Source organism: Maribacter litoralis (assembly GCF_902506355.1).
In the GTDB taxonomy this organism is placed as follows: domain Bacteria; phylum Bacteroidota; class Bacteroidia; order Flavobacteriales; family Flavobacteriaceae; genus Maribacter; species Maribacter litoralis.
In genome coordinates this window covers 3139903-3159021 of record NZ_LR733271.1, presented here as the reverse complement: position 1 = coordinate 3159021, position 19119 = coordinate 3139903, and the positions used below count along the sequence as shown (strand labels likewise).

Below are 19119 nucleotides of genomic sequence, written 5' to 3'. Positions count from 1 at the left end.
CTTTCCGAAAGTAGCAAAAGTACTATTTTACCGCAGGTTTTAATTCGCTTGGCACATACCCCATTGTTCTTTTAAAAGCAGTAGTGAAATGTTGCGGATTTGCATAACCAACTTCATATGCGGCATGAGCAATAGTAGCCCCATCTTGGGTAATTAAACTTTTGGCCACTTCCATTCTTAGCGCAGTTATATATTTGAATATAGTTACTCCATACAATTTTTTAAAATCTCTTTTTAACTTAGTAGAATTGAACCCCGCTAAATCTGCTAAATCAATTATTTTCAGGGGTTCCTTTAAATTTTTTCTGATATGATCCTCTACCCTAACCAAAGCAAGATAGTCAGTATTCAATAATTTCACATTATTTTTTGAAACCTTAGAAGTTTGTCGACCCAAAAGAAAATCGATCAACAAGACGGTCAATTTACTTTCTAAATATTTTTTCCTTATTTCTCCATTATAAGGACATTGAATAATTTCATTTATTTTACTACGAATATTAGGGGGAATAAATTTACTCTTATCCCACAATACAAATGAATTAGAGTTTTGAATGGCATTCTTCAGTTTCTCAAAAGACTCTTCAAATTCATTGCCTAACAGATTCTTCAGTAATTTAGGTTTTACATATATTTCAAATGATTTCGCGTTACCCTTATAAAATATATCTCTTCCTTCAGTTATTGGGTAATAAAACATATTGCAATGATTCTCTGGTATTTGAACTAGATATTTTATATGCCTAAGCGGTTGATAACAATAGGTGCCTTCTAATGAGAAATGTAATTTTATTAAATGTTTATCGCTAGAAACACAAATTTCAGAATTAAATTCTTGCAACAACTCTGTATTTGAGAAATCTGCCCCTCTAACAAAAGAACTATTATCTTTTGTAGTAACCTCTACTTCATTGAACTGTACGGAGTTATCTAAAAAACTATTTCTAAACAGTTCTTTTACCCTTATTTCTTTCCTTAACAACTCCTCTCTCATATACTTGTTCTCACGGAAATCAATACTTCCTTTTGCGTATGTTTAAATTCCTTTCTCGGTACTACCCTCTTAGAACCTTCTTTAGTTTTGCAAAACTAATTTATTTAGACTAAATCTTAATAAAGATAGTTACCTTTTTTATACCAAATGAAAAACTTCTTTACTGTCATATTTCTTTCACTGTTTCTTTGTGCTCAATCTCAGGAAATTTCAAGTTCAGTTTCAGGTACTGTTAAAGACAATTCTGGCAAACCATTACCGTTTGCAAGTGTTTTTATACAAGGTCTAAAATTAGGTGTACTTACAGATGATAATGGTCAATTTACTATCGAAAAAATACCTCTGGGCAAATACAATGTTATAGTCTCTTTTATTGGTTACACTACACAGTCTAAAGCCATTGAAATTGTTGAAAATAGCCGCCATATTAAGGTCAATTACATATTAAAAGAAAACGTTGAAAATTTAGATGAAGTCAACGTTAACGGAAAGTCTAAAGAAACACAGATCGAAACCAAAGGATTTGCCGTAAGTGCCATAAAAACAGAAGAAGCCAGCTTAAGAAATATACAGACAAACGAATTACTGAACACCACCGTTGGTGTAAAAATTCGTCAAAACGGAGGTCTGGGTTCTGAAGTAACTTATAGTTTAAATGGCTTGTCGGGCAACTCTGTTCGTATATTTATTGATGGTATACCTATCTCCACTTACGGTAACTCCTTCAATCTTAACAGCATCCCGCCTTCTATGATTAAGAATATAGAAGTTTATAAAGGAGTGGTTCCCGGACATTTGGCAGATGATGCATTGGGCGGAGCCATTAATATAGTACTGCATAATGATGCAAAAACAAATTTTAATGCATCAGTATCTTACGGATCATTTAACACCTTACAGGCAAGTGTAAACGGCTTATATCGCTTTGAAAAAACAGGGCTTACAGTTAAAGCTTCGCTGTTCCATAATTATTCAGATAATGACTATAAAGTATCTGGTCGTAGTGTTGTTGTAACCGGACTTGGAGGTGTACAAACACCCATTACCGCCAGAAGGTTCAATGATGCTTACAGATCAACCGGAGGAAAAGCCGAAATAGGATATACAGATGTGAAATGGGCAGATCAATTCTTTGTTGGTATTACGGGATCGGACGACTACAAAGAAGTGCAACATGGTGCATTTATGACCATAACACCTTATAAAGATAGATTTTTAGAATCTGACGCTTTACTTGGTAGCTTAACATACCAAAAGAAAGATTTATTTACTAAAGGGCTTGATGTAAACATAAACGGTTTATATGGAAAAAGAAACCGTGCGGTAAACGATACGGTATCTTGGGCCTATAGTTGGACAGGTGAACGTGCTATAGATTTTAGAGGTGATGAATATCAATATACATGGCGCTCACAACAAGAAGGCGGACCTACTTTGGCTAAAATCAAAAGAAATGTAGCTTCTATTAGAACAGGCGTTTCATATGCTATTAACAATCATCATAAAATATCAGCGAACCATGTATATAGTGGTATAGACAGAGAAGATAGTGATGCCCTTAGGTCTGTATTGGAAAACACATTTGTAGGAACCAGGGATTTGAAGAAAAATATTTACTCTCTTACCTATGAAGTTTCTGCTTTTGATGATAAGTTGAAGACCAGTTTATTTGGAAAACACTATCAACAAAAAACAACAAGTGCCGACCCCGCAATAGAAACCGATGAAAACGGAAACGATGTAATTGTAGACGAAATCGTTAGCAGTAATAATAATTACAATGGCTATGGGTTTGCTGCATCCTATGAATTTGTTCCGAACGTTACCCTATTGACTTCTGCAGAAAAAGCAATACGCCTACCTAACGAGACTGAAGTATTCGGGGATGATGGAGATAATGTAGTAGCGAATTCCAGTATTGACCCCGAAAGTAGTAATAACTATAATTTAGGATTTCGGTTTGGCAATTTTAATATCAAAAAACATGCCTTCACCATTTCTACCAATGTTTTTACGAGAAACATTAAAGATAGAATAGGTTTACCTATAGAAACATCATTAAATATAGATGATGAACTAATCGTTTATGTAAACCAAGGTAGCGGCACATCAAAAGGGTTTGATGCTCAATTAAATTACTCCTACAATAACAATTTTGGTCTGAATTTCAATATATCAAAGTTCGACCTGAAAATAGAAAATCAAGGAATAGAAATCGATGTTCCCAACACTCCTTTCTTTACAATGAACGGCGGTTTACGTTATTCGTTTAAAAACTTGATACAAAAGAAGTCTAGACTTAATGCCTTCTATAATGTGTATTTCACTGATGAATTTTCATTCTTAACGGCACAAGGTAGCAATACCGTAGGCAATGAGTTTTTTGAGGTACCACGACAATTAGCTCAAGATATTGGTTTAAGCTATGCTTTTCCTAATAATAAATTTGTGCTGAGTTTTGATATTAAAAACATTTTTGACGAACCGGTTTACGATAACCTATCCGTACAAAAACCGGGAAGAGCATTCTACCTAAAATTAAATTACGCAATTAATAAATTTTAATCTTTTAATCAATACAGAAAATGAAAAGAACAATTCTAAATCTTAAAACATTTGCTGCCGTTATTTTAACAGCCGGTCTAATGACCGCATGTAGCAGTGATGACGATACCGTTGTACCAACAGATCCCGATACTGAAGAACCAGACACCGAAGAACCGGTTGAAGAAGAGTCAAGATGGATTACCGTTGCAGGTGCCAAGATGGGAGATGAACCAGGCGATGGTAACGGAGGTACCTTAATTTATGCGGTAACAAGTGAAGAAGCAAAAGACCCTACAGTTTCTATTGACCCATTTGAAAACGGGTTTATAGCTCCTTCTAACAGAACGGCCAGATTACAATCTTCAGAAGATGGAAATACAATTTTTAATATTAGCTATGCAGGTGATACCGGTGGAAACTACACCAAGTACACAGTTGAAGGCGGACAAACCTTTACACCATCTGGTTCAGAGGTAAGTATTGCTCCATATGTAGGTACGGCCCCAAGATGGATAAAACTTTTTGACGGGGACCAAACTGGTGCAGCGGTTTACGTTTCTAATGAAAATGAATTTGACGAAAACGACAACTACACGCGTACCGAAGCTACAATTGGCGTTGTAACTCTAGACTTGGTAAATTCTTCTATAATTGAATTCCAAGAGCACAGCGTACCCTTATCTGCTGAAGAAGAAGCCGAAGGTTATTATATTTCTAGAATTGACATGCCAACTTTGAACGCAGCCGGAGATAAATTATATATTGGTGCTCGTTTAAGCAAAGTAGATCCTGCTACAGCAGAAAGTGATAGTGATTATGACAAATTAGGTTCTAAAACTATAATTTTGGACTACCCATCTCTAATGAACCCAACGGTTATTACTTCTACAGTAGGTCATGGTGATACAAATGGTTACCGAAGTATTAATGCTTTTGAATATAATGGTAGTGTTTACCAAGCAAACCAAAATGACCCAGAAGGATCACATATCTTAAAAATTGATGCCGATAATGAATATGATGACACGTACGATTTTAATTTAGATGATGCTTTAGGTGTAGAAGGCGCATATGTTCTTGCCTGGAGACCAGCTGCAAATGGCAAAGCTGTTTTAGCTTACCGTCATAATGGATCAGAAATTGGTCTTGCAGGAGCTCAAGGTTTCTTTGCCCTAGTTGATTTGAATGCTCAAACTGCAGTAAAGATCGAAGATATCCCTTACGATCCAGATTTCTACTTATTCCAATACCAAGGATTTGTAGTTGAAGGAACTGAAATCTACCTTACTCAAGGTGCTGTTGGGCAAAACGGAAACATTTATGTTGTAGATACAGAAACTGGTGCAGTTACTAAAGGTGCTGAATTAGTAAATGCTACAGGAAGTCACTTTATAGGAGTATTCTAGTAGTCCTAAATACTGTTATAAAAAAACCGTTATCAAAACAGTCGTTTTGATAACGGTTTTTTATTTTTTTCTATTACTATTAAAATTACAATTAGGTTTTCTGTTTCTTTTTTCGAGCTGCCGGAAACAGCACGTTGTTTAGTATTAAACGATAACCTGGTGAAGTAGGGTGCAGCTCTAACTCCGTTTTAGGGTCCCCTACCCTATGTTGGTAATCTTCTGGATCATGGCCTCCATAAAAAGTAAAAAAACCTTTCCCTTTTATACCGTGAATATATCTTGCCTCTTCATTTATTTTGTTCTCGCCCAATACTAATACCGTTGGCTTAATTTCAGAACGGGTAAAAGCAGTAGTTTGCCCCATAAAACCTTTTACTAAAGATGTATGATTTTGGCAAAGCATTGTAGGTACTGGATCCCATTTCGCTGAAAAATCCATTAAAGAAAAATAATCAGATTCTTTTGGTACATTACCTCTTTTGCTTGTCATATCAATAGAAGAAAATTCATATTTAAGCGGGCTACGTTCCAAAATAAAATCTGTAAAGGCAAAGGTCTTTCCAAAATCCAAATTAGCTTGGTAGTTAGGGTCTGATGCATCACCATCGAACATTGGCTCAACAATATCAACACCATCTGCAGCCAAGGCAATATCAAAACTATCTGTTGCCGAACACATGGCGAACATAAAGCCACCACCAATTACATAGTTTCTAATCTTTAACGCAACGGCTCTTTTCTCTTCAGAAACCTTATCATACCCTAATTTTTTAGCTAATTTTTCCGCATTTTTCTTTCCTTCTATGTACCAAGGAGTTGCCCTATAAGCTCCATAAAATTTACCATATTGACCTGTAAAATCTTCGTGATGTAAATGAAGCCAATCGTACAATGCCAACTTATCGCCCAACACCTCTTCATCATAAATTGTGGTGTATGGTATTTCGGCATAGGTCAGTGCCATTGTTACCGCATCGTCCCAAGGTTGTTTATCTTTTGGCGAGTATACAGCAATTCTTGGAGCCTTTTCTAGTATTACCGCATCTTGATTTTTAGAAGGACTACCGATTTCATCTAAAATAGCGTTTGCTTGTCCATCAGAAATTATTTCAAAGCTTACGCCCCTAATTTGGCATTCTTTTCTAATGCTTTCCCCATCGGGCAATAAAAATGAGCCCCCTCGGTAATTTAGCAACCATTGTACCTTTTGTTGCTTTGCCAATACCCAATAGGTAATACCGTATGCTTTTAAATGATTTTTTTGAGTGTCGGCATCCATCGGTATTAAAATTGATGACGCAAACATTTGCATTGATAAAAAAAGAAAAAAGACTGAGGTTATAATTTTAAACATATATTATATTTCATTCACTCAAAGATAGAGCAAATTATAAGGTAGAATAATCAAGAACTTGTTAACCCCTTGATAGTTAAGATAACGCTGAATTAGCAAAACGAATTGTTATAAAAACAAAAAAGTCTTCTAAACGAAGACTTTTTTGTTTTATGATTCACCAACTATTAGAATGGCACATCATTGTCCTCTTCAAAATCTGGACTATTGTTCATACTACTACCAAAGGCATCATCTGCACTTGGCAAGTTTTTAGTGGCAAAAGGATTCTCTTCGTTCGCATTCATTTTTGATTGAAATTCAAACGGAGAGTCAAAATCATCAAGGTTATCGAATTTACCTTGATTACCGATAAACTTCAATCTAATATTTTCGAGTCCACCATTACGGTGTTTAGCTACAATAAATTCACCCTGACCTTGCGTTGGTGTACGCTCTTCATCATCCCACTCTTCAATCTTATAATACTCAGGTCTATATATGAACGATACAATATCGGCATCTTGCTCAATAGCACCAGATTCCCTCAAATCCGAAAGAATCGGTCTCTTACTGCCCCCACGAGTTTCTACGGCCCGTGATAGCTGAGATAATGCGATTACAGGCACGTTCAATTCTTTTGCCAAAGCTTTTAAGTTTCTAGAAATAGTAGAAATCTCCTGTTCCCTGTTTCCTCCTTTTTGACTACCACCAGCCGTCATTAACTGCAAATAATCGATCATAATCATTTTTATACCATGTTGAGAAGCAAGTCGCCTTGCCTTTGCACGTAAATCAAAAATGGATAATGAAGGTGTATCATCAATGAACAGAGGTGCTTTCTCTAAAGATTTCACCTTTACGTTCAATTGTTCCCACTCATGTTTTTCTAATTTACCAGTTCTTAATTTTTCTGAAGACAATCCCGTTTCAGAAGAAATCAATCTGGTTATAAGCTGTACCGATGACATTTCAAGGGAAAAGAATGCTACGGGCGTATTTGTATTCACGGCCATATTTCTTGCCATGGATAAGGTAAATGCTGTTTTACCCATACCAGGACGTGCTGCAACGATAATTAAATCACTTGGTTGCCAGCCCGACGTAAGTTTATCTAACTTATCAAACCCAGAAGGAATACCACTCATACCCTCTTTACCGGCAATCTCCTCAATTCGTTTTTTAGCCTGTATAACCAAATCTTGAGCCGTTTCAGCAGAACGTTTAAGATTCCCTTGGGTAACATCATAAAGTTTTGCTTCGGCAGTATCTAACAAATCAAAAACATCGATTGCCTCATCATAGGCCTCCTCTATAATTTCTCCTGAAATTTTGATCAGACTACGTTGAATATACTTTTGAAGTATGATACGGGCGTGAAACTCAATATGTGCAGAAGAAGCTACTTTTTGAGTGAGCTTAATCAGATAAAAATCACCCCCACAAACCTCTAATTTACCAGCTTTCTTAAGTTGAGAAGAAACGGTTAATAAATCTACAGGTTGCGATTCTTCAAAGAGAATAAAGATAGCTTCATAAATAAATCTATGAGCATCTTTGTAGAAAACATCGGGGTGTAAAATATCGATCACTTCATCGACACCCTTTTTATCTATCATCATAGCACCCAGCACAACCTCCTCTAAATCAACGGCTTGTGGCGGAATTTTCCCTTTTTCAAGGTTTATAATAGTAGATTTGTCGATCTTTCGACCTACAAAAGGTTTAGTGTTCTCCATAATGCGAAAGTATACAATTAACCTTTAGTTAACGTGAAAAACATTGATTTCGATGTTCACAGTTGACTAACAATTGATTGTTAATAAATTACAATTTTCTGTTGATAACATAAAAAAACCGAGGAATAAAATCCTCGGTATATTTTTTAGAAGCCTAAAATGCAGATTAGCCGTTAAAAACACCCATTTGGGCATATTTATCCATACGCTGATTTACCAATTCTTTTGGTGATAACTTTTGCAATTCTTCAAAATGAGAAGAAATTTTATTTTTTACCGTCTCAAAAGTTTTTTCTCTGTTGGCATGTGCACCACCTGCAGGTTCACGAACAATTTCATCGATAAGTTTCAACCTCTTCATATCGGTCGCGGTCAATTTCAAAGCTTCAGCAGCTCTTTCCTTATACTCCCAGCTTCTCCATAAAATAGAAGAACAAGATTCTGGTGAAATTACAGAATACCATGTATTTTCTAACATTAGTACCTTATCACCAACACCTATACCTAAAGCTCCACCTGAAGCACCTTCACCAATTATAACTACAATTACAGGTACTTTTAAGCGCGTCATTTCAAGAATATTTCTTGCAATAGCCTCACCTTGACCTCTTTCTTCTGCTTCAATACCAGGATATGCACCAGGTGTGTCTACAAAACAAACTACTGGTACCTGAAACTTTTCTGCAGATTTCATTAAACGTAGTGCTTTTCTATACCCTTCTGGGTTGGCCATACCAAAGTTTCTATATTGACGTGTTTTGGTATTGTACCCTTTTTGCTGACCAACGAACATATAGCTCTGATCACCAATTTTACCCAAACCACCGATCATAGCCTTATCGTCTTTTACGGTACGATCCCCGTGTAGCTCTAAGAACGTATCACCACAAATAGCTTTAATATAATCTAGCGTATAAGGTCTATTTGGATGTCTTGACAACTGTACGCGCTGCCAAGCAGTTAAATTCTTATATATCTCCTTTCTAGTATCAGAAAGTTTTTTTTCTATTTGCTTACAGGTCTCAGTAACATCTACATCACTTTCTTCACCAATTACCATGCACTTGTCCAATTGCTCTTCCAATTCTTTAATAGGAAGTTCAAAATCCAAATATTCCATATTTCAATAAAGTTTCTTTAGTTGCGGCTCAAAGATAAAACTTTAATACCTAAATCTTGGGTACCCTTTTTTTAATATTTGCTCTTTGTTTCAAAATACCGTTCGCAATGACCGTACTGAGTATAATTAAGGCTCCCACATAAAACAAAGGTTTCATTTTTTCTTCTGAGCCAAATATAAACCATGCTAACAGAATACCATACACTGGCTCTAAATTTGTAGTAAGCATAACCGTATAGGGCGTTAATATTTTCATCACTTTTACAGAGGCAATGAAAGCATACGCAGTACATACCAGAGCCAATATGGATAAATAGACCCAATCTGAAGTTGATAAAATGATTAAGCTCATACTCCAATCGCCTTTAACCATAAGAATTACCGTTAAGAATAAAACACCAATTCCCAATTCATAAAAAGATATTATAGATGGTTTATGGGTCTGTACCAGCTTACCATTGATCAAAGAAAAAACCGCAGCTAAAAATGCAGATATTAAAGCTATGGTCATGCCATATACGTACTGGGTTTCGACTTTAAAAATTAAATACAGCCCAATAACCACCAATAAGCCGAAAAAGATTTCATAGCCTATAATTTTTCGTTTATACAAAAATGGCTCCATCAAAGCGGTAAAAAATGCACCTGTAGACATCATAGCCAAAGCAACGGATACCGTAGACACTTTAATCGCCAAAAAGAATGTTACCCAATGCATTGCAACAACAATACCACCACCAAGCAACCACCAAAACGCTTTTCTTGAAATTTTTAGGCTAAATTTTGCAATGATTATATAAACTATAATAAAAAGAGTAGCCAGCCCCATTCTTATCCACACCAATGGAAGTGAATCTATGGTGATCAACTTTCCTAAAATAGCCGTAAAGCCCCAAATAAAAACAATAAAGTGTAAATGCAGTAGATTAAGTAGTCTATCTTTTTGCATTTTGAAGTAGATAAAAAGCCAAACATCCAAATACTACGTTGGGTATAATAACAGCCAACAACGGAGAAAAACCAGATTGTTCTGCAAGGGTACCGAACACCTTATCAAAAAAGATAAATACGAAGGCAATTAAAATACCGAATGCCAAATTAGCTCCCATACCACCACGCCTTTTCACTGAAGAAACGGATACCGCAATAATCGTCAAGATAAAAGCTGTTAATGGTAAAGCCCATCTTTTATATTTTACAAGTACATAGGTATTAATATTAGAAGCTCCTTTTCTCCTTTGATCTTTTATAAAGGTATCCAACTCAAAAAGGTTCTTGGTCTCGGCTACATAAGAAACTGGTGTTAAATCACCTATGTCAAACGCAAAAATAGTATCTAACCTTCTTTTGCTTTCTATAATAGCGGTATCACCAATAACCGTTCTTTTTCTATATGATGTTAAACGGTAGCTAGAGTCTTTATCTACCCAACGTATATTGGCAGCAGAAATCTTAAAATCGAGTTCATTATTTTCCTTAAAGCGCTCAAAGGTAAAATTATGTCCTAACTGCCTTGCAGGATCAAAACTACTCACGTAGATAAAATCGGTCTCGTTTAGCTGATTAAATATGTTATTGGTAACCCTATCCTGTTTACCTTTTTTTAAGTATTTGTATTTAAATTCATTGAAGCCTACACTGGCATTGGGCACAATAAACATGGTCATAAAGAACATGAGTACAGCAATCATTGAAGCCCCTATAATATAAGGTCTTAAAAACCGACCGTAAGACACTCCCGAACTTAAAATTGCAACAATCTCTGTGTTGTTAGCCAATTTAGAAGTAAAGAAAATAACAGAAAGAAATAAAAATATAGGAAATAATAGATTACCGATGTAAATAGTAAAGTTTACATAATACATTACAATTTCGTCCAATGGCGCTTCGTTATCGATCATTTTACCGATCTGCTCTGCCAAATTCACCATAATACCTATGGGAATAAACAATAAGAGCATCAACGAAAAAGTTGCCAAATACCGCTTAAGAATGTATTTATCTATTATTGATAGCATTATAGCCTTTTATCCATTTGTTTAACCATCATATCCTTCCAGGTTCTAAAATCACCTGCTATAATATGTTTACGCGCTTCGCGCACCAACCACATATAAAAGCCTAAGTTATGAATTGTTGCAATTTGTTTACCTAAATATTCATTGGCGGCAAACAAATGTCTTAAATACGCCTTAGAATATTCATGGTCTACAAAAGTTGTTCCCATTTCGTCAATAGGTGAGAAATCGTCTTCCCACTTTTTGTTCTTAATGTTAATGGTACCGTGTGCCGTAAACAACATTCCGTTTCTAGCATTTCTAGTCGGCATTACACAGTCGAACATATCTATGCCCAACGCTATATTCTCTAATATGTTAATAGGTGTACCAACACCCATTAAATATCGTGGTTTATCCTCTGGTAAAATTTCACATACTACCTCGGTCATACCATACATTTCCTCAGCTGGCTCACCAACCGACAGACCGCCAATTGCATTACCTTCGGCACCCGCATTGGCTATGTATTCGGCAGATTGTCTTCTTAGGTCTTTATAAGTGGATCCTTGAACAATAGGAAAAAATGTTTGTTCATAGTCGTACTCATATGGTGTTTTTTCCAAATGATTAATACATCTATCTAACCATCTATGCGTCATGTGCATAGAGCGCTTAGCGTAATTATACTCACAAGGGTATGGTGTACACTCATCAAAAGCCATGATAATATCGGCACCTATTACACGCTGAATTTCCATTACATTTTCAGGTGTAAATAAATGCATAGATCCATCTATATGCGATTTAAATTTTACTCCTTCCTCTTTTATCTTTCTATTCCCAGATAAAGAATATACCTGATAACCACCACTATCGGTAAGAATATTTCTATCCCAACCCATAAACTTATGGAGTCCGCCCGCTTTTTTTAAAATTTCTGTTTTAGGGCGAAGAAATAAATGATAGGTGTTACCTAAAATTATATCGGGGTTTATCTCTTCCTTTAATTCTTTTTGGTGCACTCCTTTTACAGATGCAACCGTACCAACGGGCATAAAAATTGGGGTTTCAATGGCACCATGATCGGTAACAACGGTTCCTGCCCTTGCTTTCGATTGTGTATCGGTAGTATGTAATGTAAATTTCAAACTTTCTAATTCTAGCTGCAAATATAATGAACTGTAGGTGGTAAAAACTTAATAAAAAGCAAAGATGTTTACGAACTACCTAAACCTAATTAGGTTGAATTGTATCCTAATAAAATTGAAATTGACCCAATTGCGTAGGCAAACAATAAAGATATTTTACCTCCGTTCTCCTGATATAACGAGAAATGGAACATTTGGTATTGTATTTGATACTTGTTCCACTTAAAACAACAACGATATGAAAAAAACATTTTTAGTAGCTTTTTTGGCACTCTCTGGGTTTTATGGAATAGCACAGAGTGATTCTGGATTCGGAATTAAAGGGGGATTAAACTATAACGCGAACGGAGATTATTTTGAGTCTGCCGGTGACGCTGCTAGAAACCCAGATAGAAATGTAGGTTACCACTTAGGGGTTTTCGGAAAAATTGGAGCATCAAAAGTTTATCTGAGACCAGAATTGGTGTATACAAAGACAAAATCTGATTATGACGATGCAGATTTTGATATGAGCAAATTAGATGTACCTGTTTTACTAGGAGTCAACGTAATAGGACCTTTACATGTTTTTGCCGGACCTGCTTTCCAGTACATTTTAGATACTGAATTTGATGGAGTTACCATTGATGATGTAGAGAATGATTTTTCTGTAGGAATGAACATTGGGGCCGGAGTAAGCTTTGGTAAACTTGGAATAGACCTACGTTACGAAAGAGGTTTTAATGATAACGAAGCTTCATTCATTAACACTAATATTACCAATGTTGGTCCAAGTAGAATAGACACTAGACCAGATCAATTAATACTGAGCTTGTCATTAATGTTATAAATGAAGTAACAGAAAACAAAAAACCTCTTAAGAATTCTTAAGAGGTTTTTTTATGTTCAAAAATTCTAGATTATAGATCATTATCTAAATGATCAGGTGTACCATCACCATCGGTATCTAAGAAACCAACAAAATTACCATCGGCATCCAATTCAATTTCATCGATGGTTAAAATACCATCGCCATCATCATCATTGTCAGTATGGTTAGCTGAACGAGCAAAAATAGACTCCAGGTCTATATCGGTATTATCGTCATTAAGATTTCCATTACCGTTTAAATCTTCCAAAATTGAAGGAATTCCGTCACCATCCAAATCAGAATCCGGTTCATATGCAAAGGCATCTACCTTAAAAATTAATGGTGAATATGTCGGCACATCCGAGTTTGGAGATGAATCAAAATAAGCCAATGCAGCCGGCATAAAAATAGCGCCTATACCATAGCCCTCATAGCTAACGGTACCATCACCATTTTCAATAGGACCGTTACCTGTCTGAAAATTTTTCATTCCGTTACCAAAACCTTGCACAACGGTAGACAGATTAAAACGAACCGGTTGATTTGTTGAGGCGTCAAAAAGTGTACCGTCCAACAACAAACCTTCATATCTTAAAATCGAAAAATCACCAATTGTCGGCTTTCCTTCTACTATCCCTTGCCTAACGACTAACGTATAAAGCGTTTGGTCTATAATTTCATTATCATCTTCCCTGCCTAAATCTTCAGAATCGACAGTAATTGTTTGTGTAACTAAATAAGGACTATCATAAATAGATTGTTTTGTACTGTTTTCGCCAGCAATGGTGTCAAAACGTATTTTATAATCAAAACCTTCTGGGGGCGTCTCAAACTCATCTGCGTTGTAGAAATGTGTTTGTAAGAACTCAATGATTTCCGCATCATCCTCCTCGGTAACTTCACTTAACAACCTTGGCGGAACAACTTCACCAATAGCATCATCGTCATTTTTACAGGACCCTAGTAATAGTAAACCAGCTATTAACAAATAAGCATTTCTCAATTTCATCAATAATTTATTTTAAACGCGCAAGATACAATTTTCCCTTATTTTTGTTTGGAAGTTAACAAAGAAATGCCCGTCATAATGCGCATAGATAAATTCTTGTGGAGTACACGATATTTTAAAACACGTAACATTGCCACCAATGCTTGTAAAAAAGGTCATGTAAAAATAAATGGTATTACCGCCAAACCAGGTAGAGAGGTATTCCCCATGGACGAAATTGTGGCACGAAAAAATCAAATCGATTACAAATTTACGGTACTTGATATTCCACCGAGCCGCGTTGGCGCCAAATTGGTTGATATATATAGAAAGGATACTACGCCAAAAGAAGCCTTTGAACATAATGAGCTATTACAATATTCTAAAGATTATTATCGAAAAAAAGGCATTGGTAGACCTACAAAAAAAGACCGTCGTGATATTGATGAGTTTTTAGATACTCCTACAAATGACAATAAAGAAGAAAACAGCCCTACCGAAAATTCAAGTAAAGAAATTGACGATTAGTCAAAATTTTTAAAAACATAACTATCTTTATTGTTTTAAGAACTACACATGCAACAGACCATACTTTCACACCAGCAGATTCAACATAAAATTGAGCGTATAGCCTATCAAATTTATGAAGCCAACGTTTATGAAACGGAGATTATAATAGCAGGTATAGAAGGTGGTGGGCTACAATTTGCAAAAAAGATCGTAGCAAAACTTAAAAAGATTACAGAAGCGAAAATTGTACTGTGCAAATTGTCAATGGATAAAAAGGACCCTTTATCTAGCGGAGTTACCACATCGCTACCCGATAATGAATTCGTGAACAAATCGGTAGTTATAGTCGATGATGTTCTAAATTCTGGCACCACACTGATCTATGGAGTTCACCACTTTCTCAAAACACCTCTAAAACAGCTTAAAACAGCCGTATTAGTAAATAGAAATCATAAGAAATACCCTGTAAAAGCAGATTACAAAGGAATTTCTTTATCCACTTCTTTACAAGAGCATGTAAACGTTCTTTTTGAACCTAAAAATGACAGGGTATTTTTAGACTAATTTGTTCACGATTATTTCTGCGATTTCTGTGGGCGTATTGTTATTACTCTTTATTTTATGATGTGCTTGATTGTAGAAGAAGCTTCTCTCAAACAAATGCATGCCAATAAATTCAGTTAACTTGTCGTCCTCTAAATGAGAAATCATTGGACGATGATTTTTTTCTTTCTTTAAACGATCGGTCAGTTCATTTATACCTACATTTAAATAAAAAGAATTGGCTGTTTTTTCATTAATAAGCTCCATATTTTTTCCAAAACAAGGTGTACCACCACCTAATGAAAGCACAAAACTATCATCAATTGAAAAAACTTTTTCAAGGTATTCTATCTCTTTTTTTCTAAAATATATCTCCCCTTTAGTTTCAAAAATGGAAGCTATAGACATATTTTCACCTTCTTCAATATAGTCATCTAAATCTAAAAAATTAACATTCAAATGGTTAGCAACAATTCGACCTACAGTTGTTTTACCACTACCCATATAACCTACCAAAACTATTTTCACATCTTTCTTTTGTACAAAATTGGACTAAATAAAAGGGTTTTCAAAAAAAAATAAATTTATCTCAAAAATGACTTGCAAAATAAAGTTAACGACGTATATTTGCACCCGCATTGAGGGAAACAAATTTCTGAAATGATGAATTTGACCTGGTAGCTCAGTTGGTAGAGCATCTCCCTTTTAAGGAGAGGGTCCTGGGTTCGAGCCCCAGCCAGGTCACCACTAAATATTAGCCTCTTCAAAAAAAAGAGGCTTTTTTATTTAAGCGTTCGAGTTGATTTATTAACTCGTAGACCTTGTAAGTTCTTTTTAAATTTTGACCTGGTAGCTCAGTTGGTAGAGCATCTCCCTTTTAAGGAGAGGGTCCTGGGTTCGAGCCCCAGCCAGGTCACAAAAACCTTCCAATAGTTATTGGAAGGTTTTTTTGTTTTAAGACCTTATCATAATCATAAAGAAAGGTAAGAAACAATGTTCCTTACCTTTTTATAATATCTCTGGACACCTGTTTATTCCACCACAATAAACTCAGATCGTCTGTTTAGCTGATGGTTTTCTTTACTACAAGGAACAGCGTTGTCACAACTATTTGCAAGCGTTGTTTCCCCATAACCTTTATACGAAATTCTATCACTTGAGATGCCTTTTTCGATTAGATATTCTGCAGTAGCCTTTGCCCTATTTTCCGATAATAATTGGTTGTACTGCTCGTTTGCACGAGAATCGGTATGTGAACGCACCTGTATATTCACTTTCGGGTATTCGTTCAAATATGCCAATACCTTGTCGATACTTGCCCGTGCATCATCACGAATAAAATATTTGTCAAAATCAAAGTAGATCGGTTCTATGTTTAAATATTTGGCAAGATCGGTTCCTAAAGGTGCAGATTTATCTACTTGATTCAACATGATCTCCACATCACTTACATCTCCACCCTTTTCTATTACAAAGGTACTTTCGCCCTCATCGTAATCATTCTTGCTTGCTACGATTTTATAGCTGCCTTTTGCGCAATTACCTTCGGTGGTAAAAACTCCCATTTCGTTTGTACTGGAACTAGATACCAATCTATTTTCACTGTTAAAAAGTTTGATCTCGGTATTACCTAATGCCCCTCCTGTTTCTTTATCTTTTACAACGCCTGTAATAATCGTCTTGCATATTAAATCCAAGGGTTTTGTTTCCGTAAAACTATAAATGTCATCGCTACCAACACCACCTTCCCTACTAGATGCAAAAAGACCTTTTTTTGTTTCTTCATCGATAATAAAGGAAAAATCATCTTGTACACTGTTTACAGGTTCTCCAAGATTTAAAATATAAATTGCATTTAAATCATCTATTTTAGTTGCAAATATATCTAGACCTCCAAGACCTGGGTGTCCATCCGATGCAAAATATAAAACATCGTCACCCGTAACAAAAGGAAATGTCTCGCGACTTTCAGTGTTTATTTCATTTCCTAAATTCTTGGGTACGCCAAAAGTGCCGTCTTCATTAATATCTACCTCAAAAATATCCGATTGCCCATAGGTTCCAGGCATATCACTGGCGAAATAGAGTTTTTTCTCGTCCTTACTTAAAGTAGGGTGTGCAACAGAATAGTTTTCACTATTAAAAGGAAGTTCCATAACATCTTTCCATAAACCATCGATTAAAGTTGCTCGGTAAATTTTTAACCTGCTAAGACCTTCCTTATCCCTAAGAAAATTTCCATTCTTGGAATTGTTTCTGGTAAAATAGACCGTTGAACCATCTTTTGTAAATGCGGTAGAACTCTCGTGCGTCTTTTTGTTAAGCTTTTTAGATAGTCGTTCAGCTGCCATATATTCACCGTTTTCAGAAACTTTAGCAGTATACAGATTGGTAAATGGCTTGTTGTTCCATTTATGCACACTTTTTAAAATTCTACCTGTATCTCTTGCTGTTGAAAAAATTAATCGCTCACCAAAAAAAGAAGGAGCAAAATCTGCCGATGTTGAATTAATAGCAATATTCTTTAAGTCATATCTACCACTATTTTTTTTTATCGATTGTAAATAATCTTTATTCTGTTTGAATTTAAGTGCTCTTATATCCGCTTTTTTTTGTTCTGTGAATTTCTGCATCCAAGCATCGGACCCTGTATAATCTCCACTTGATTTTAATGTCTGTGCATATTTGTATAAATATTCAGCATCAACAGTTATATCTGACAGATTAAATAATTGTTCATACCAGTATGCCGAAGCATTATAATTACCTTTTTGATAGTAAGCATCTCCTAAATTTTTATAAATCTCTTCTGAAGTATAACCTTCTTTAACTAATTTTTCATAAGATTCAATTGCCTCTGCATAGGCATAACTATTAAAATCTTGCTTAGCTCTTTGTGTTTTCTTGTCTTGTGCATGAAGTATAAAACCAAATGAAAAAGCTATAAAAAGTAAGCACTTCATGTTATTAATTCTGTAGTTCATAATTTATTAGTTTAAAAGAATCTTGGTGCAAGAATGTTTTTATAGCGGGTTAAAAATTCAAACCTTAAAAAGATTTCGAAAGATCCATCGTTGAACGAGGTGCTTCCCAATTCCGTTATCTCTCGGTCATATGCGAGCCCCAGCATTAGTTTTTCGTTCAGCTGAAACCCGACAAGGGCACTCATCGCCGCATCCCATCTATAGGCAGCTCCCAACGAAAACGTATCATCCAATAAAACCGTCGCCGAAAGATCTGCCTGTAAAGGAGCTCCTTCAACAGCCTTAAAGAGCAATGCCGGTTTTAATTTCAGATCGGGATTGATATCAAAGACATACCCCGTTATCAAATACCAGTTCATGCGCTCTTGGGCTATGTACGAATTACTGTTGCCGCCAGAATCAAAATGTTCGGTCTCAAGAAAATTGGGAACTGAAAGTCCCGCATAGAATTGTTCGGTATGGTAATACACTCCCGCCCCGAAATTAGGGGAGAACTTATTATCGATGTTCGTTTGACCGATAGCGGCATTGGACGGATCATAATTTCTCAACCTGTTAAAATCGATATTCAGAAAATGACCTCCCGCCTTTAACCCAAAGGAGAGCTTTCCTTCTTCCGATGTAGGCACTGTATACGAGAATACCGCATCGAAATAGGTATCTTGATTGGTACCGTTACCTATCTCGTCGTTTACTATGGAAAGTCCCAGACCCACTCGACCGGAAATAGGGCTATGCACATTAAGGGTCTGTGTTGTAGGCGCACCGTCCAGACCTACCCATTGGGAACGGTGCAGGGCGGCTATACTCAGCACCCCTCTAGAACCGGCATAGGCTGGGTTCACCGCTACCGTATTGTACATATATTGTGTGTACTGGGCATCTTGCTGGGCATATACGCCCCAAAAGGATGCCGAAAATAATAGTATGGTTATTAATAAATTCTTCATAGTTAAT

16 protein-coding genes and 2 tRNA genes are annotated in these 19119 nt (G+C 35.9%); 7 read left to right on the top strand and 11 right to left on the bottom strand.

Annotated elements, in window-relative coordinates; all coding sequences use genetic code 11:
• Positions 1 to 22 precede the first annotated feature (22 nt).
• A complete protein-coding gene (locus EXIGUO8A_RS13280; RefSeq protein WP_159303505.1) occupies positions 23 to 994 on the bottom strand; it encodes a helix-turn-helix domain-containing protein in 972 nt (323 codons plus the stop codon).
• 147 nt (positions 995 to 1141) lie between these two features.
• On the opposite strand from EXIGUO8A_RS13280, the gene EXIGUO8A_RS13275 reads away from it, so the two are divergent.
• Both EXIGUO8A_RS13275 and EXIGUO8A_RS13270 read left to right on the top strand, forming a co-directional pair.
• Positions 1142 to 3559 (top strand): TonB-dependent receptor, encoded by a 2418-nt coding sequence (locus tag EXIGUO8A_RS13275; protein ID WP_159303504.1) that lies wholly within the window; start codon positions 1142 to 1144, stop codon positions 3557 to 3559.
• 20 nt (positions 3560 to 3579) lie between these two features.
• Positions 3580 to 4947: a hypothetical protein gene (locus EXIGUO8A_RS13270; protein ID WP_159303503.1), complete on the top strand. Its 1368-nt coding sequence runs from the start codon at positions 3580 to 3582 to the stop codon at positions 4945 to 4947.
• Positions 4948 to 5038: 91 nt separating this feature from the next.
• Here the strand turns inward: EXIGUO8A_RS13270 and EXIGUO8A_RS13265 are convergent, their stop codons facing one another.
• From EXIGUO8A_RS13265 to tgt, 6 genes are all read right to left on the bottom strand, one after another.
• Positions 5039 to 6259, bottom strand: a complete 1221-nt coding sequence (locus EXIGUO8A_RS13265) for an asparagine synthetase B (RefSeq protein ID WP_236564540.1) — start codon at positions 6257 to 6259, stop codon at positions 5039 to 5041.
• A gap of 209 nt (positions 6260 to 6468) precedes the next feature.
• Positions 6469 to 8019 carry a replicative DNA helicase gene (gene dnaB / locus EXIGUO8A_RS13260; RefSeq protein WP_116770895.1) on the bottom strand — a complete coding sequence of 517 codons (1551 nt, stop codon included), beginning with the start codon at positions 8017 to 8019 and terminating at the stop codon, positions 6469 to 6471.
• Positions 8020 to 8185: 166 nt separating this feature from the next.
• The gene (locus tag EXIGUO8A_RS13255; RefSeq protein ID WP_116770894.1) at positions 8186 to 9139 is read right to left on the bottom strand and encodes an acetyl-CoA carboxylase carboxyltransferase subunit alpha; all 954 of its coding nucleotides are present in this window, start codon (positions 9137 to 9139) and stop codon (positions 8186 to 8188) included.
• A gap of 49 nt (positions 9140 to 9188) precedes the next feature.
• Positions 9189 to 10088, bottom strand: a complete 900-nt coding sequence (locus EXIGUO8A_RS13250; protein ID WP_159303501.1) for a DMT family transporter — start codon at positions 10086 to 10088, stop codon at positions 9189 to 9191.
• Positions 10075 to 11157, bottom strand: coding sequence for an LptF/LptG family permease (locus tag EXIGUO8A_RS13245; protein ID WP_116770892.1), 1083 nt, complete (start codon positions 11155 to 11157; stop codon positions 10075 to 10077). The genes EXIGUO8A_RS13250 and EXIGUO8A_RS13245 overlap by 14 nt, the downstream gene beginning before the upstream one ends.
• A complete protein-coding gene (gene tgt / locus EXIGUO8A_RS13240) occupies positions 11157 to 12287 on the bottom strand; it encodes a tRNA guanosine(34) transglycosylase Tgt (protein ID WP_159303500.1) in 1131 nt (376 codons plus the stop codon). Before tgt ends, EXIGUO8A_RS13245 begins: the two co-directional genes overlap by 1 nt.
• Before the next feature lie 238 nt (positions 12288 to 12525).
• On the opposite strand from tgt, the gene EXIGUO8A_RS13235 reads away from it, so the two are divergent.
• The gene (locus EXIGUO8A_RS13235) at positions 12526 to 13116 is read left to right on the top strand and encodes a porin family protein (protein ID WP_159303499.1); all 591 of its coding nucleotides are present in this window, start codon (positions 12526 to 12528) and stop codon (positions 13114 to 13116) included.
• Between the two features lie 70 nt (positions 13117 to 13186).
• On the opposite strand, the gene EXIGUO8A_RS13230 is transcribed toward EXIGUO8A_RS13235, so the two are convergent.
• Complete coding sequence (locus EXIGUO8A_RS13230; RefSeq protein WP_159303498.1) at positions 13187 to 14146, bottom strand: FKBP-type peptidyl-prolyl cis-trans isomerase; 960 nt, start codon at positions 14144 to 14146, stop codon at positions 13187 to 13189.
• A gap of 78 nt (positions 14147 to 14224) precedes the next feature.
• Here EXIGUO8A_RS13230 and EXIGUO8A_RS13225 point away from each other — a divergent pair, with 78 nt between their 5' ends.
• On the top strand, positions 14225 to 14653 hold the full coding sequence (locus EXIGUO8A_RS13225; RefSeq protein ID WP_159303497.1) for an RNA-binding S4 domain-containing protein: 429 nt from the start codon (positions 14225 to 14227) through the stop codon (positions 14651 to 14653).
• A gap of 48 nt (positions 14654 to 14701) precedes the next feature.
• Entirely contained in the window at positions 14702 to 15199 is a 498-nt protein-coding gene (locus EXIGUO8A_RS13220) for a phosphoribosyltransferase family protein (protein ID WP_159303496.1), read from the top strand.
• Here EXIGUO8A_RS13220 and EXIGUO8A_RS13215 read toward each other — a convergent pair.
• Positions 15191 to 15706, bottom strand: a complete 516-nt coding sequence (locus EXIGUO8A_RS13215; protein ID WP_159303495.1) for a shikimate kinase — start codon at positions 15704 to 15706, stop codon at positions 15191 to 15193. The two genes, EXIGUO8A_RS13220 and EXIGUO8A_RS13215, sit on opposite strands and share 9 nt — an antisense overlap.
• 143 nt (positions 15707 to 15849) lie before the next feature.
• Between EXIGUO8A_RS13215 and EXIGUO8A_RS13210 the strand changes: the two genes are divergently transcribed.
• Positions 15850 to 15925 (top strand) — tRNA-Lys (locus tag EXIGUO8A_RS13210).
• Positions 15926 to 16021: 96 nt separating this feature from the next.
• Positions 16022 to 16094 (top strand) — tRNA-Lys (locus tag EXIGUO8A_RS13205).
• A gap of 115 nt (positions 16095 to 16209) precedes the next feature.
• On the opposite strand, the gene EXIGUO8A_RS13200 is transcribed toward EXIGUO8A_RS13205, so the two are convergent.
• Both EXIGUO8A_RS13200 and EXIGUO8A_RS13195 read right to left on the bottom strand, forming a co-directional pair.
• Complete coding sequence (locus EXIGUO8A_RS13200) at positions 16210 to 18162, bottom strand: OmpA family protein (RefSeq protein ID WP_159303494.1); 1953 nt, start codon at positions 18160 to 18162, stop codon at positions 16210 to 16212.
• 11 nt (positions 18163 to 18173) lie between these two features.
• Positions 18174 to 19112 (bottom strand): PorP/SprF family type IX secretion system membrane protein, encoded by a 939-nt coding sequence (locus EXIGUO8A_RS13195; protein ID WP_159303493.1) that lies wholly within the window; start codon positions 19110 to 19112, stop codon positions 18174 to 18176.
• Positions 19113 to 19119 lie beyond the last annotated feature (7 nt).